This window comes from Microcoleus sp. PH2017_24_DOB_U_A, assembly GCF_020738205.1.
In the GTDB taxonomy this organism is placed as follows: domain Bacteria; phylum Cyanobacteriota; class Cyanobacteriia; order Cyanobacteriales; family Microcoleaceae; genus Microcoleus.
In genome coordinates this window covers 55,930-71,338 of the sequence record NZ_JAEQCT010000023.1, presented here as the reverse complement: position 1 = coordinate 71,338, position 15,409 = coordinate 55,930, and the positions used below count along the sequence as shown (strand labels likewise).

The 15,409-nt window shown below is 47.2% G+C and carries 14 protein-coding genes and 2 tRNA genes; 7 read left to right on the top strand and 9 right to left on the bottom strand.

Annotated elements, in window-relative coordinates; all coding sequences use genetic code 11:
- Nucleotides 1-30: 30 nt before the first annotated feature.
- Nucleotides 31-104 (top strand) — tRNA-Arg (locus JGK07_RS04705).
- Nucleotides 105-453: 349 nt separating this feature from the next.
- Here the strand turns inward: JGK07_RS04705 and JGK07_RS04700 are convergent.
- Nucleotides 454-1,698: an MFS transporter gene (locus JGK07_RS04700; RefSeq protein WP_293190156.1), complete on the bottom strand. Its 1,245-nt coding sequence runs from the start codon at nt 1,696-1,698 to the stop codon at nt 454-456.
- Nucleotide 1,699: 1 nt separating this feature from the next.
- Here JGK07_RS04700 and JGK07_RS04695 point away from each other — a divergent pair, with 1 nt between their 5' ends.
- Nucleotides 1,700-2,002 (top strand): hypothetical protein, encoded by a 303-nt coding sequence (locus JGK07_RS04695; RefSeq protein ID WP_293290755.1) that lies wholly within the window; start codon nt 1,700-1,702, stop codon nt 2,000-2,002.
- Here the strand turns inward: JGK07_RS04695 and JGK07_RS04690 are convergent.
- Together JGK07_RS04690 and JGK07_RS04685 are read right to left on the bottom strand one after the other, a co-directional pair.
- Complete coding sequence (locus tag JGK07_RS04690) at nt 1,963-3,150, bottom strand: glycosyltransferase family 4 protein (protein ID WP_293180719.1); 1,188 nt, start codon at nt 3,148-3,150, stop codon at nt 1,963-1,965. The two genes, JGK07_RS04695 and JGK07_RS04690, sit on opposite strands and share 40 nt — an antisense overlap.
- A gap of 232 nt (nt 3,151-3,382) precedes the next feature.
- A complete protein-coding gene (locus JGK07_RS04685) occupies nt 3,383-5,071 on the bottom strand; it encodes a DUF2079 domain-containing protein (RefSeq protein WP_293180716.1) in 1,689 nt (562 codons plus the stop codon).
- An 88-nt stretch (nt 5,072-5,159) separates the two neighbouring features.
- Between JGK07_RS04685 and JGK07_RS04680 the strand changes: the two genes are divergently transcribed.
- Nucleotides 5,160-6,398, top strand: coding sequence for a histidine kinase (locus tag JGK07_RS04680; protein WP_293180713.1), 1,239 nt, complete (start codon nt 5,160-5,162; stop codon nt 6,396-6,398).
- A gap of 213 nt (nt 6,399-6,611) precedes the next feature.
- On the opposite strand, the gene mutT is transcribed toward JGK07_RS04680, so the two are convergent.
- From mutT to JGK07_RS04650, 6 genes are all read right to left on the bottom strand, one after another.
- A complete protein-coding gene (mutT, locus tag JGK07_RS04675) occupies nt 6,612-7,016 on the bottom strand; it encodes an 8-oxo-dGTP diphosphatase MutT (RefSeq protein WP_293180710.1) in 405 nt (134 codons plus the stop codon).
- Between the two features lies 1 nt (nt 7,017).
- Complete coding sequence (locus JGK07_RS04670; protein ID WP_293180707.1) at nt 7,018-7,200, bottom strand: hypothetical protein; 183 nt, start codon at nt 7,198-7,200, stop codon at nt 7,018-7,020.
- Nucleotides 7,201-7,405: 205 nt separating this feature from the next.
- Nucleotides 7,406-7,747, bottom strand: a complete 342-nt coding sequence (locus JGK07_RS04665; protein WP_172187001.1) for a DUF760 domain-containing protein — start codon at nt 7,745-7,747, stop codon at nt 7,406-7,408.
- Nucleotides 7,748-7,967: 220 nt separating this feature from the next.
- The gene (locus JGK07_RS04660; RefSeq protein ID WP_293180704.1) at nt 7,968-8,927 is read right to left on the bottom strand and encodes an RNA polymerase sigma factor, RpoD/SigA family; all 960 of its coding nucleotides are present in this window, start codon (nt 8,925-8,927) and stop codon (nt 7,968-7,970) included.
- 542 nt (nt 8,928-9,469) lie between these two features.
- A complete protein-coding gene (locus JGK07_RS04655; protein WP_293180701.1) occupies nt 9,470-10,246 on the bottom strand; it encodes an RNA methyltransferase in 777 nt (258 codons plus the stop codon).
- Nucleotides 10,247-10,320: 74 nt separating this feature from the next.
- Nucleotides 10,321-10,402 (bottom strand) — tRNA-Leu (locus tag JGK07_RS04650).
- 253 nt (nt 10,403-10,655) lie between these two features.
- Between JGK07_RS04650 and JGK07_RS04645 the strand changes: the two genes are divergently transcribed.
- From JGK07_RS04645 to tilS, 4 genes are all read left to right on the top strand, one after another.
- Nucleotides 10,656-11,552 (top strand): Uma2 family endonuclease, encoded by an 897-nt coding sequence (locus JGK07_RS04645; RefSeq protein ID WP_293180698.1) that lies wholly within the window; start codon nt 10,656-10,658, stop codon nt 11,550-11,552.
- Between the two features lie 396 nt (nt 11,553-11,948).
- The gene (gene ccsB, locus JGK07_RS04640; protein ID WP_293180695.1) at nt 11,949-13,019 is read left to right on the top strand and encodes a c-type cytochrome biogenesis protein CcsB; all 1,071 of its coding nucleotides are present in this window, start codon (nt 11,949-11,951) and stop codon (nt 13,017-13,019) included.
- 407 nt (nt 13,020-13,426) lie between these two features.
- Nucleotides 13,427-13,858 (top strand): KGK domain-containing protein, encoded by a 432-nt coding sequence (locus JGK07_RS04635; protein WP_293180692.1) that lies wholly within the window; start codon nt 13,427-13,429, stop codon nt 13,856-13,858.
- Nucleotides 13,859-14,268: 410 nt separating this feature from the next.
- Nucleotides 14,269-15,408, top strand: a complete 1,140-nt coding sequence (gene tilS, locus JGK07_RS04630) for a tRNA lysidine(34) synthetase TilS (protein WP_293196420.1) — start codon at nt 14,269-14,271, stop codon at nt 15,406-15,408.
- Nucleotide 15,409 lies beyond the last annotated feature (1 nt).

Here is a 15,409-nt window from a genome sequence, read left to right as displayed (position 1 = left end):
TCAATTTTAGATTAAGTCTGAACTCGACAGGGGCTTGTAGCTTAGTTGGATAGAGTGCATGGCTACGAACCATGAGGTCGGGGGTTCGAATCCCTCCAAGCCCATTATCAAAAGCGACGCATCTTACAGTATTTTGTAGGGTGCGTTTGTTGTTTAAAGTTGCCAAGTGCGATCGACAACAGACAAGATTCCAAAAATAGCTAAGACGGGCTCTCCGGCCCATTCCACAAAACTTTTTTCTTGTGGGATGGGCCGGAGAGCCCGTCCCGAGACGAAGAGAGGAACGAAGCAATCGCAGAGTCTATTTTTCACATCGCTTTTACTATCTTGAGATCTTATCTAAACTATATCGGACAATAAACAAGATTGCAAAAATAGCTAAGACGGGCTCTCCGGCCCATTCCACAAAACTTTTTTCTTGTGGGATGGGCCGGAGAGCCCGTCCCCATCCTGTCACCTATTCAAAGCATAAACATCTTTGCCGCGCCCGATCGCAAATTTAAGCGAATGAGACAAATTCTTGCTACACAAAGTAACAAAAATTAGCAAAGCCAAAGCAGCCAGAACAGCCGCCAAACCAAACATATTCCTGTAGCCAACTTGTTCAGCAACAAAACCCAAAGTCGGGCCAGCAAGCGCAATCCCCAAATCAAACCCACCAATACAAATCGAAAACAAACGACCTCTTTCTTGAGGTTCGCACCTATCCGACATCAGCGTCACCATCATTGGCATAACAGTACCGCCAGCCGTACCTTCAACCAAAGCCGCGATTAAAAAAGCACCGCTGCTGTTAGCAAAATACAACAATAACATAGACACGGCGTAACAGATTAAGCCGCCAGAAATAAACAAGCCGCGGCCGTATTTGTCCGAAGCCCGCCCCGTCACCAACCGCAAACTGAAACTGGCGATAGCCGCCGTAGAATAAAATAATCCCGGATTCAAATTAACCTTAGTTTCTTGGATAAACAAAGGCATAAAAGTGCTCAAAGTTCCGAATACCAAACCAACCAGCAATAGCACCAAAGCCGGAATCCGCACCCGGGGATTCCACAGCATTTGCCAGTATTTTTGGCTGTTTTTGTCCTCAGATAGCGAGTCAGACTTTGTTAACTCAGCGAAATTCGGTTCCACAACTTTGGTGGTAATAAATAAAGCTGTTGTGGCGAAAGCCGCCGACATCGCAAACAAAGCAGGATAACCAATCCCAGCTTGAATAAATCCGCCCATCGCAGGGCCAAATGCCAAACCGATAGGGGCCGCCAAACTCATATAACCGATTAATTCGCCCCGCTTTCCAGGCGGCGACAAATCTGTCACCAAAGCGCTGTAAGCTGTAGTAAAAGCGGCGATACTAATGCCGTGAAAAGCCCGGAGAAACAACAGTAATGGGACAGATTGAGCTAACAGGTAGCCGATAGGGGCAAGTGCAGCGACAGACACGCCTAGCAGCAAAACTTGTTTGCGCCCCCGGCTGTCGGCTATTTTACCCAACTGCGGCCTCGATAGCAAAAGCCCGATCGCAAATGCACCCATCACAAAACCAATTTGCTGCTTGCTACCGCCCACAGATTGAACGTACAGCGGCAAAGTTGGCAGCAGCGAAGCCAAACTACACCAGAATAGCAAGCCTGCGGTAAATAAAGTTACCAAGCTGCGTTTGGGTTGGGGTTCGATGTCCCTAAAAATATTCAAGATGCAAATTCCCTGTAAATTTTCTGATTACCAATTAGCAATTGCCAATTCCCATTACCAATTACCAATTACCAATTACCAATTACCAATTACCAATTACCAATTACCAATTACCAATTACCAATTCAGTAACTTGAGAATTGCCACATTTGTTTCTGTAAACTGTCAACCCTTCGACAAACTCAGCGCAAGCTGTCAACTATCAACTGCAAACTGTCAACTGTCAACTGTCAACTGTCAACTGTCAACTGTCAACTGTCTGTTTTACCAATCAACCTCGGCCCTTTCCTCCACTACCCGCTGATAAACCCATTCGGTTTCCATTGCCAACTTCGGCCAACTAAATCGACGTTCCAAATCCTCATAAGCATTGTCAACCAACCATCGCCCATAACCAGGATTTCTCAGTACCTCCAAAATCCCCCAGGCCAAAGAATCGCGATTGTTAGCCTCAGTAACAACACCAGTTTTTGTATGCTGCACCACCTCTGGAAGTCCACCCGCATTCGACACCACCACAGGTACTCTTGCAGCAAAGCTTTCTAATGCTACAATCCCAAAAGGTTCGTAAAGACTGGGGAAAACCGCGCAGTCAGCCACCGTCTGGAATTTGTCGAGATGTTCCTCAAACATGAAACCCGTAAAATAACACTTATTCCAAATTCCTAAATTCCAAGCCATAACTTTGAGATGGTCTGTATTGCCACCACCAACAATAACAATTTTTGCGTTACCCCCCATTTCCCTAATTACTTGAGGTGCTGCATTGAGAAATACAGCAATGCCTTTTTCGTAGCTAATTCTGCCTACATAATAAACTATTTTTTCGTCGTCTGCTGCAAACTTGCGGCGGAAATCCATCGCGTCAAATTCGTCCCTGCGCGGCTTTTTTTCCGATCTAATTCCGTTGTAAATTACCTCTATTTTGTTCCACGGAGTCGATAGTACAAGTTCGGCTTCCCGCCGCATATAGTCGCTGCAAACAATGACGCGCCAAGCGTTATAAGCGAGGTCGTTTTCCTTGGCGTTAATGTAGCGCTGCCCGTCATTGTGGAGGCCGCTGAAGCGCCCGTATTCGGTGGCGTGGATGGTGGCAATTAGCGGTACTTTAAAGGTATGCTTGAGGGCGATCGCCGCATCTCCCACCAGCCAATCGTGAGCGTGGATCAAATCAAAGGGGCCTTCTTCTAGCATTAGTTTGCCGCCTTGGTGCCCCATGCTTTGGTTGAGGTTCGCCACCCAGTGAAAAAAGTCCTTGGCGTGCCCGACTACTACACGATGCACCTCTATTCCTTCAACCACTTCGTACATCGGCGCGTGACCGAACTCTACTGTAATTAAGTGAATCGAGTGCCCTAGCTTCACCAATTCTGGATACAGTTCCGATACGTGGCGGGCGATACCGCCGACTATTCTGGGAGGAAACTCCCATGCCAATACCAAAATTTTCATCTTTCTCCCCTCCTAAGAATTTATATATCTTAATGTTTATTGTTGACTACTTTATTGTATGATCCACAGCCTAAAATGTTGATCGATCGCAAATCTATGCCCGAGGGCTGACTTTTGGCAGCAACAAGGACGGAAAATTATGCAGAAACCGGGTGTTTGCAGCAATTGCTCTCTGGCCCGGTTTCTGGAATATTTGGCCTAAACCGACAGTTTCGGGCGATCGCCCGCACCCTCAAGATTGCTTCAAAATCGGTTCCAACTCGCGGCGAAAACGATCCCAAGCAGCCACCGATGCAGAATTAGAAGCAGCGCCCTGACGCATTAAAATCGCACCGTCTTCAAAGCCAACAATTCCGTAGTCTCCAGATTTGGACATTCGATCGATCGCTGGCACGATTTGCTGCAACTGTCCGCGTTCCCGGCGAAACGCAGGTTGATACTGCTGCAACTGCCACATATCGGCAATTACATATTCCATCTTCACTGCCTCTCCCGCATCATTCCGCAGTTCAAACATCGGAAACCGGAGAATTTCCCGGCGGCTTGACAAAATCGGCACAATAGTATTCGTTGCAGCCACGCTAGCATTATCAGGAATTTGAGCTAACAGCGGGCGCACTTGAGACACGTGCTGCCACTGTCTGATGAGAGGAACCTGCACCCAAGGATCGATCGCATCGGGCAAAATAAACGAAAAAGTCCGATTAGGATTAGACGTGAAGGTAAAAAATAGCGACAAGCAGATGCAAAACCCCCAAAAGCGGCGAAACTGCGAAGACGAAGGGAAAGGAAACACCGCATTCGGAAAACGCAAAATTGTTTGTTCTCCCCTTTTAATTCTATCTTCTTCCTTTTGACGGCCAGCCCACCACAGGATTGCCCCATAAAACAGCCCCGGAACCACAGTCATCGCATAGCGAATATTAATTGCCAGCACAGATTCTCCTTTAGCTAAAAATAGCTTTAGCAGCGGGAAACCTGCGATCGTCCAAGATGCGGGCGCTACGGCAGGAACCAAAGCTAACGGCAACCACTGACCAAGTAGGTATCTAATCTTACCAAAAAAGGGCGTAAATAGCTCAGTCACCAACCGCCCGGGATTGCTAACCATTCCCCAAATAATTTCAAGAGTCGAAGCTTCATCACCATCAGCATATTGACCGAAGCGTTCCATCATAAACCGCTCGGAAATATCAGCAGAAAACAAAGGCATAATCAGATTTGTCAAAGCAATCATGTAACCAAAACTGAGAATGCACACAGCCAAGCCAGTCAGAGGATAGCGCCGACTCAAAATCATGTAAGCCCCCACCCCAAACAACACAACTCCCCCATCTTCTCGCACGGCTAACATTAAAGTTGCGAGAATCCCAAACAGCGGCCACCAGCGCTTCTCCATCGCCAGCAACAAGCCAAAAACATAAAGCGGAGTTTGGCAAGAATCATGAAAATTACCCAAAGTCGGGCCGATAACGGCGTTAGCTGCGTAATAGCTCACGACAATTGTCGCCGACAGTCGCGGTTCTAGATGGTGTCTGGCGAGAGCGTACAGGACTAAACCAGCCGCCGTAATTAAAGTCACCTGCAACACCGTCAAAGTAACAGGAGAGGGGAACAGCGAGTAAATTGGCAGCCACAGCATCAGCGCTGGGGTGAAATGCTGCCCCAACCGATAGTAAGATACAGACGGGAGCTGATTTTGGTGAACCACGTTAGTGGACAAAGCCGAAGACAGGGAACTCTCAAACAAGTGACCCCGAGTGCCGTTCCAAAAAAGTTGATTGAAAATGCCTTGGTCGTATGTAGCGTAAAAGCTGTAGTAGCGGTGCAGCGTCAGCAGCAGGCACAGCACAAAAAAGGCCGCCGCCACTTGAACCACTACCCGCAGCGACTCATTTTTCTTCCATCTCAAAAATGTCATTGGCCCGCCGTAATGAAATCATCGGACAATAGCATAAATCTAAAGTAAGTATTAAATTAAAGTAGAAGTGAAATAACTCGGCTCGGCAATGGTCAATTATTTTCACCCGATCGAAAAAGTCAACAGCGTCAATCCAACATCCGGCAACGACGACACCGACTGTTCTCCCGAACAGCCGACCAATCCTGCACCGCTTTTACAGCTTTTGCTGTTCGTAGACAAGCGTCCCTCTTCCAGGGAACAGACCAGACACATCCGCAAGTCCCTACAGGCTTTGAAGGCAGAGTGCGACTTTGAGCTTCAAGTCATCGACGTAGGAGAACAGCCGGATTTAGCCGAACACTTTAAACTTGTAGCCACTCCCTCGCTGCTCAAAATTCATCCCGATCCCCGACAAACTCTCGCCGGCAGCAATTTGATCGCCCAACTCGAACATTGGTGGCCCCGCTGGAAGCGTTCTGTAGAAGAATACGCAGCTCAGCAGCAGTCTACCTCGGCTCTGGCTGCCAATCTGGCCGACCCAAAACCCATCTATTCGGTTGCTTGCGCCACCGAACTCGTGCAGCTTGCGGATGAAGTTTTTCGGCTCAAACAGGAAAAAGAACACCTGCAAGAGCAGTTGCAGTTGAAAGACAGGATTATTGCGATGCTGGCTCACGACTTGCGAAATCCCTTAACGGCCGCATCTTTGGCTTTGGAGACTTTGGAGTCAAATCAGAAGGTAAAGGAGGGGCAAAAGTCCCGTTTGACACCGACTCTGGCGGCTCATTTGATGAAACAAGCCCGCCGCCAAATCCGAATTGTCGATCGCATGATTACAGATATCCTGGAAGCAGCCCGGGGTACTAACGCTCAACTCCACATGGAACCCAAAAAAATCGAACTGAGGGCGATTTGTCAAGATGTAATCCTGCAATTTCAAGACAAATTTCAGGCTAAAAGTCTGAACTTAGAAACAGACATTCCCGCAGATTTGCCCTTGGTTTATGCCGATCCCGATCGCATCAAACAAGTCATAGTCAACCTGCTGGACAACGCCAGCAAGTACACCCCAGAGGAAGGAACTGTAAGTATTTCCATACTGCACCGCACTGCTTACAAAGTTCAAGTCAGCATTGGTAACAGCGGCCCAGGAATTCCCGAAGAAGATTGTGCGAGCATTTTTGAAGACAGCTATCGCTTGCAGCGAGATAAATCAACAGACGGTTACGGCATTGGGCTGTCTTTGTGCCAAGGCATCATCCGCGCCCACTACGGTCAAATTTGGGTAGACTCAGTACCCGATCGAGGCAGTTGTTTTCACTTTACCCTGCCTATTCAGAAATAACTGTCAGTTGTTAGTTGTTAGTTGTTAGTTGTTAGTTGTTAGTTGTTAGTTGTTAGTTAACAGTTGTCAGTCGCAAGCAACCGAATTTGATATAGCGGTTCTCAAGCGTGGTGAGGTATGCCCTATGCCCTATGCCCTATGCCCTATGCCCTATGCCCTATGCCCTATGCCCTATGCCCTATGCCCTATGCCCTATGCCCCATTCCCTAAAGTTCAATTTGAACGTAGGGCAGCGATAATCTGTTCGTTTGCTTTGGGAAAAGTAAACTGGTCAATTTCGTCGAGTGTCACCCAGCGAATTTCATCGCATTCGATCGTTTGCGGTTCCCCGCTGATGTAGCGGCAGTGGTGCACGTAAAGCCTAACTGTAAATTTAGTGTAGTCGTGGTCAATTGTAATCAAGCGATCGCCAACTTCTACGACAATCCCCAACTCCTCCATAATTTCCCTTTGTATGCAAGCTTCGATCGTTTCTCCCGGCTCTATTTTACCGCCCGGAAACTCCCAGAAACCGCCGTGCAGTCCGTGTTGTCGGCGCTTGTCAATCAAAATTTCTTGGCGATCGTTCCAGATCGCAGCAACGCCGATAACTTTGTGGGCCACAGGAGAAAGAGACATATTAATTGGGAATTGGGAATTGGGAATTGGGAATTGGTGATTGGTAATTTTGACGCACTGCTAGTTTCGTACTTACCGTTTTTTTAACCGCAACTGTGGGCTGTAACGAAGTATTACGGTGAAACAACCAGCTAGATGGCAACCCGTGCGATCTATTGTAATTAAAAATTAATAATTTAATCATATTATCAATTTTATTAACAAATCACAAGTGACAACTAATACCGTCTCATAAAAGTCTGGCTGCAAACTTTCGTGTTGGGTTTCAATTCAGCAATCTACCCATCCAAAATCTAAAATCTAAAATCTAAAATCTAAAATCTAAAAATTTAAGCCCCCATCTTCCGAAGGGGGCTTGACACTTGTACGATTTAAATGTTAATAATCAACTAATCATCCGAGCCGTGTCTCTCACTAGCTTGGATGGACTTTTCAAAAGTCATTCGCTGTTCGGCATTTTTGAGAAAATAGCCGCTAATCATAGCCGAGGCGAGCAATCTACCCAAATGTTCGCGACTGGTAGTCACTGTCACCCCGAAGTGTTCCGAAGGTAAATTCCCCAAAAGTCCGACAATATTTCGCTCCATTACTTGAAACACTTCGTGAGAAGTCGGCTTAGACAACTGAGAAACAGTGTCGGGAGCCATTGACTGCACGTATTGCCATAATAAATTAGCATTTTCTCCGTCTTCTTCAAAGAATTCAGGGGATTTATTAGATGAGTTGCTCACGAGTACCTCCGTTTCAGAGACAGCTTGTTATTTTAGACGCGGGCGGTTAAATTAAATAACCCTTATCCGATCGCTGCTGCTATTTATTACCAAGTAATTACTAATGTAGCAGGACAGTCGCAGCAACCAAGTGGGTACAACCGAATTAAAGGCGGCGGTTTTTACGATTTTAGATTGGAAAATGGCGATCGCCTGTGTCCCGATCGCCATTCCCATCTAGCTAGCTAGCGAGATAATCGTTAATATCTTGCTTGCGCTTGCGGAGTTTGGTTAAAGCTTCCCGTTCAATTTGACGCACCCGTTCCCGACTGATGTTCAGACGATCGCCTATTTTTGCCAAAGTTAAAGTTTGCCCGTCTTCTAAACCGAACCGCAAAGCAAGGACTTCTCGCTGTTGCTGAGTCAGTTCCGCCATTAGGTGGTCTAAGTCAGTCCGCAGGGAAGCTTGCAGGGCAAAATCTTCTGGAGTAGTACCCGTATCTTCCAACAAATCGCCCAACTCAGTATCTTGATTGTCTCCCACGCGCAAGTCCAGTGAAAGTGGCAGGCGCGCGCGATCGAGATATTCGCGAATTTGCTTGGGAGTCAAATCTAACTCTGACGCCAATTCAGCAGCAGTAGCCGCGCGGCCGAGCTGTTGAGCTAGCAGGCGCTGAGCCTTTTTAATTTTGTTGAGTTTTTCGGTAATGTGGATCGGCAAGCGGATGGTGCGACCTTTTTCGGCGATCGCCCGGGTAATTGCCTGACGAATCCACCAATAAGCATAAGTTGAAAATCTGTAGCCCTTAGTCGGGTCAAATTTTTCTACTCCCCGCTGCATCCCGATCGTACCTTCCTGAATTAGGTCGAGTAAATCTACATTGCGCTTGATATATTTTTTTGCAACAGACACAACCAGGCGCAGGTTAGCTTCCACCATGTGGCGCTTTGCCCTTTCGCCATTGTCGATCGTCCGCTGCAACTGTGCCTCAGACAGCCCGACTGTCTGTGCCCATTCAGCCGCCGTCGGGTCGCGGCCTAACTCTTCGGCTAAAATATTTTTTTCCTGATGCAGTGCGGCTGAGCGCTGTACCTGTTTCCCGAAGAGTATTTCTTGCTCATGGGTCAACAGCGGAACGCGACCGATTTCCCGCAAGTAAGCGCGAACAGAATCTGTATCTGAGGACTTAAGAGTTTTCATGAGCTTTTCCCGCTGAGGATCTGTGCCTCTAAAGGTTTGCGGCGTAGCAAACCCCTAGCTTTAGCTGGGAAGGAAAGCGGGCGGGGACTTGCGCTTTCCTTCCATTTAAAGAGGCTTAATTTTATGGTAGCTAGCTGTTACTCCCAGTCAGAACCCTCTCAGGTTAGGTTTTGGTTGGGGGTGCACAATGCTACTTATGTTAAGAATCTTAACATTTGTGAGAGCAGTTGGCTACACTTCTTTACATTTATTTCATGGAAGCCTGCAATGTTGGTACGAGAGTACCCGCAAACAAGCTTTGCAGTTGCATCATGTTAAACAAAATGCGCTAAATCTCAGAGGGGTAGAGGGGGAGATGGGGAGATGGGGAGATGGGGAGATGGGGGGTAGAGGGAAGAGGGGGAGAGGGGGAGAGGGGGAGAGGGGGAGAGGGGGAGATGCTTTCGGACAACGCAATTAAAAAATACACTTTAAATGCCCAGCAGCTTTTCAATACCGCCCCAACAGATAATGACTAATGACTAATGACTAATGACTGATGACTAATGACTTCTTTGCCGTTGAGCTTCGTACAAGATGAGGGCTCCGGCGATCGACACATTGAGAGATTCTACGCCGCGGCCGAGGGGGATTTGGATTTGTCGATCGGCTAAACTTCTCAATTCTGGCGACAATCCAGAACCTTCGTTGCCCAAAACGATCAGAGTCGGCACTCGCAAATCAACTTCCCAATAAGTTAAACTGGCGCCGGCAACGGTTGCTAAAATTTGCATCCCGCGATTTTTATACCCGGAGACTTCGGCGGTTAAATCTGGAGTGACTGCTACTGGCAGCTTAAACCAAGCTCCTGCTGAGGCGCGCAGCACCTTGGGATGGTCTAAATCAGCGCTGTCTGAACTCAGCAGCAAGCCGTCGGCATTAGCAGCAGCGGCGGTGCGGACGATCGCCCCCAAGTTGCCGGGATCTTGGATGGTTTCTAAAGCTATACCTAAAGTTGAGATTTCTGCGGGTTGTGTGGCGATACGGGGTGCGGTGGCGATAATGCCGTCGGGTTGGACTGTAGTGGCGATCGACTCTAAGACTTTGGCACTGACTAATTCTGTGCGATCGGCTAAACCAACAATTTGTTCCCACAATTTCCCATGCTGATCCAGCCATTCGGGAGTGCAGCAAACCGTTGCTAACGGGTATTTGGCCGCGCAAGCTTCTTCGAGCAAATGCGTACCTTCGAGTAAAAATAATTGTTGTTCCCTGCGTCCCTTAGAGCTGTGGAGTTTGCGGATTTCTTTTACTAAGGGGTTTTGAATACTTGTGAGCATTTTCTTAATTCAGCAGAGCGAATGGGGTTATTACCTGTATCGGGTCAACCCCAAACTTTTTTCTGCCTTGGGAATGCGGAACCCGGGACTTGAACCCGGAAGGCTTGCACCACATGAACCTGAATCATGCGCGTCTACCAATTCCGCCAGTTCCGCATTGGTCACGAATTACTACTATCGGGTATGCTCGCCAGTTTGTCAAGTGTTTTGGGAAATATTTTTTTATTCTAGCTGCGAGTAATATCAAGTCCGTTGGCAAAGGAAGAAGAAAGAAAATCTTCCTTCTTCCTTTTTCCCAATTCCCAATTTTATAAAGGCGAAGATGCCCCATGCCCCATGCCCCATGCCCCATGCCCCATGCCCCTTCTGTTATAGTTGTTGTGGCAGATAGTTCTCACCTCGACTACCTATGTCTGAGCCATTAACCCTCGATCCGAGTCAGTTGCCAGATATTAGCAACTTAGTTCTAGAAGACGATACTCCTTTGGACAGCTTCATCAACGAAAAACAGCAGCGATTGCTGACAACGGTTTTATATAGCGGTGGCGATACGGGGATTACCGTTCCCTTTATTGCGGCGGCAAATGTCGGTTTGTTCAGCAGCGTGCGTCAGCCGGGAGTCGCCCCGGATGTTTTTCTGAGTATCAATATTACTGGTGCTGAGGATTGGTGGGAAAGACAAGTGCGATCGTATTTATTTTGGGAATTTGGCAAACCTCCCGAAATTGCGATCGAAATTGTTTCTCCAACTCCAAGTAACGAATTGGGCAGCAAATTAATAGATTACGCTCGAATGCGAATCCCGTATTATGTTGTGTACGATCCGCTACGCGAGTTGAGAGGCAGTACGCTGCGAATCTTTGAATTGCACAATCAATCTTACGTGCCTAAAACTGATGCTTGGTTTCCCGAAGTCGGTTTGGGACTAACTCTGTGGCAAGGTGAATTTGAAAATGTTACTGGTACTTGGTTGCGCTGGTGCTCTGCTGGTGGCGCTTCCATTCCTACAGGCGACGAACTGGCGGTACAAAAAAATACTCAGTTATCTCAAAAAGATGCTCAGTTATCTCAAAAAGATGCTCAGTTATCTCAAAAAGATGCTCAGTTATTGGAGGAACGGGCGCGCACTAAACAAGCATTTATCCAGACGATCGAACTCGGTTTAAGACTGAAATTCGGAGATGAAGGATTGCTGCTGCTTGAGGAAATTTTGGAAATTTCTGATGTGGGTGTTTTGCAGGCGATCGCCTCTGATATGCTCGCAGCCAACAACCTGGACGAAATTCGGCAAATTTATCAATCGTAATCTTACAAGGTTAGTAATCTCATCTCTGTTTATAATTTTAAGTGTTGCTTAATTTGCTGTGAGTTGAGATATTAGCTGGCGTCGAAATTGTTAAATATTGTGGAGTCATAGGTGGCTTACTTACTGCTAATTGCTGATTTTTACCAGAAAGAATTGGTTGAAAGCCCCAAGCTTGCTCTGGAGAAATTATCAGTTCCCTTGTGTTAGTTGCGGGTGCAGAATGTGGGTTGATGGGCCCGGGCGATCGCCCGCCGCGCCGGGGCCCCCTACCTCAACCACCGCCAAAAACTCAGAATTGCCACAAAAATTCAAAATCTCAAACCCAAAACTGCCCAACCCCAGTACGATCGATCTAGTTAGCAAAAAATAAGTAAAAACACTACCGGAGTAAATTATATGGATCTGGTCGTACTCCAGAACTGGCTGGACAACATCTCCTTTGCCATCTTGTTCGCAACAATGCTCATTTACTGGGTGGGTACAGCATTCCCCGGCATTCCCTACCTGTGGGCCTTGGGAACCGCAGGGATGGCTGTCGCCAACCTCTCCATCGCCGCTTTACTCGGTTCTAGGTGGATAGAAGCCGGCTACTTCCCACTCAGCAACCTTTACGAATCCCTATTTTTCTTAGTTTGGGGAATCACCACCATCCACCTAGTCGCGGAAAACATGAGCCGTTCCCGCCTAGTTGGAGCAGCCACATCCCCCGTAGCAATGGCAATATCCGCCTTTGCAGCCCTGACTCTGCCCGACACCATGCAATCGGCAGAGCCCCTAGTACCAGCCCTCAAATCCAACTGGCTGATGATGCACGTTAGCGTCATGATGCTCAGTTACTCAACTTTAATGGTAGGAGCATTGCTGGCGATCGCATTTTTAATCGTCACCCGCGGCCAAAAAATCGAACTCACAGGTAGTTCCTTCGGCACCAACGGCAACCGCAACGGCAACTACCGCCTGCAACGCCCACAAAATCCCGAACCTCAAACCCTCGAAACAGTAGGCGACAGCGCGTTAGCTTTCAGCGAACCGTCTTTCAACTCCAACAATAACGGTTTTGGCGCCACCGCAGTCCTAGAATCAGCAACAATTCAAACCGCATCAACCGCGGCAACTCAAACCTCAGAACTTCTCTCGCCCCAGCGCTTGAATCTAGCAGAAACTCTTGATAACATTAGCTATCGCATCATCGGTTTAGGATTTCCCTTACTAACAATTGGGATTATTGCCGGTGCCGTTTGGGCTAACGAAGCTTGGGGATCTTACTGGAGTTGGGATCCGAAAGAAACTTGGGCGCTGATTACTTGGTTAGTATTTGCAGCCTACCTGCACGCCCGCATCACTCGCGGCTGGCAGGGAAGACGCCCAGCAATTTTAGCCGCCACAGGTTTTGTAGTAGTTTGGATTTGCTATCTAGGCGTCAATCTGTTAGGCAAAGGTTTGCATTCCTACGGTTGGTTTTTCTAATTTCTGAACCACAAATCAGTCCCAGAGAAACAGAATAAATCACCGAATAGGGATTAATATAATCTCCAGTTGTAGGCAGCTATTTCCAGCAAAGTGTGTCAATTTAAGCCTAAAATCCTTTGTATCTATTCCTGTCCTCCCTTCTTAAGGGCTAGGCAAGGTTACAGATAGGTACGTAGTTGGGCTTTAGCCCTCTTTCTTTATACGCATAAAGAGGGCTAAAGCCCAACTACGTACCTTAGACCATTACTACGTTTGATATTAAGTTGACACAAAGGCAATGCCCACTTTGCTAAACTACTGAGACTGTAAAATTTTACTCCCTCTTCCTTCTTCCTTCTTCCTTCTTCCTTCTTCCTTCTTCCTTCTTCCTTCTTCCTTCTTCCTTCATTAAAATGACAATTGATATGGACGATTCACAAATATTTCTCAAAGAAGACGATGTTTTGTCGGCTCCTACCAGCGCTTTGATGTATCAATGTACGTTCAAAGTCAACGAATATATGACCATTCTGAATTCAAGATTGCTAGAAGAAAGATTATTGTCAGATGGCATGGATTGCGAGCTGTTAAGTTCAGGAAAAGGCTGGACACAAGGAAAAGTTAGATTGCGCCTGGAGTTCATTCCCATCGAACCTGAGGTGAAAGAACAAAAAGCTCTTCCCGCCGCACCGGAAGAATCAGACACCGCCCAAAACAACGCCGAAGATAGCTCCGACTCAGAGCAAATTGATACAAATGAGCCATTAGATGTCACGGACTCAACAGAAATAAGTAATGATTTTCCTATTTCTAGGTATCCAGACAGCAACCCCCACAGTCGAGGAATGTGGAGCTAAGCTGCTACTTACAGGGAGGGAAAGCAGGAAGATTTTTAAATTTTAAGTTGAGAGTTTTGAGTTGAGGAGCTTCTAATTGCATCCTTCATACAACTGACAACTAACAACTGATACCAATTAAAAAATCCTTGCTACAACGCTCTTAGGAACGAAAATTTAATAACTTACACAAGTTTGTGGGGTGTCCCGCCCGCTGGCCCTTTTTGGACGGGCGGGACGCCCATCCCACAATAAGTAGTTAAAATTATAAGTTATTTAATTCGCGATCCTTAGTTGAGTTTGTGTAGTCAAATATTGTCGGTGGTGCGTCGCTCGATCGATTTTCTGTCTTTTGTTGGGTAGTATCGATGGCGACACACCCTACGACTACTGACAAGCTGACAACTGACAACTGCTAACTATCAACTGTAATGCCTGAATCTTCCAATTGGACGCGCCTCCACGCTCAACTGCACCGGACACTGCTGCAACGACAAATCTTGCCCTCAAATCAGCGATTGTTAGTAGCAGTATCCGGCGGGCAAGATTCTCTGTGTACGCTCAAATTACTGCTGGATTTGCAGCCCAAATGGGGGTGGAATCTAGCCATTGCTCATTGCGATCACTGCTGGCGTTCTGATTCCCAATCTAATGCAAATCATGTAGAAAATTTAGCTAAAAATTTCGGAATATCCTATTATTTGCAAACAGCCTCGGACATCCCCAAAACCGAAGCAGCGGCCAGAAAGTGGCGGTATCAAGCTTTAACCGAAGTTGCGATCGCCCACAACTACCCCTACATTGTCACAGGCCACACAGCCAGCGATCGCGCGGAAACACTCCTCTACAACCTAATTCGCGGTAGTGGCGCCGACGGACTTTCCGCCCTGACTTGGACGCGCCCCCTTGCCGATTTGCGATTGCCGATTTTAGATTTTAGATTGGGAGATTCTGGCGACAATCCCAATTTCCAAATATCTGCCGATTTGCGATCGCACAATTTAGATCAAACTCCCCAATCAAAAATCCCAAATCCCAAATCTAAAATCTACTTGGTTCGTCCGTTGCTGGAAATCACCCGATCGCAAACAGGTCAATTTTGTCAAGAGCAAAAACTACCAATTTGGGAAGATTCCACTAATCAAGATTTGCAATATGCGCGCAACCGAATTCGATCGCAATTATTGCCTTATTTAGAAACTCATTTCAACCCAAAAACCCAACAAGCCCTCGCCCAAACAGCCGAACTCCTCCGCGCCGATGTCGAATATCTCGAAATTGCAGCCAGTGAATTACTACAGCGAGCCATCTCTCCAACTACAGACAACCCGCAGTTGCAAATTCAACTCCCCGTCAAGTTAAATCGCCCAATTTTGCGAGAAGCACCCCTGTCATTGCAACGGCGAGCAATGCGACAGGTATTGCTACAAATATTGCCCTGTGCACCCAGTTTTGACAGCGTAGAAAAACTCAGCAGCTTAATCGCAGCGCCCAACCGATCGCAAACCGATCCATTTCCTGGAGGAGCGATCGCCCGAGTTGAAAACCCTTGGATCGCGATCGATATTTAAT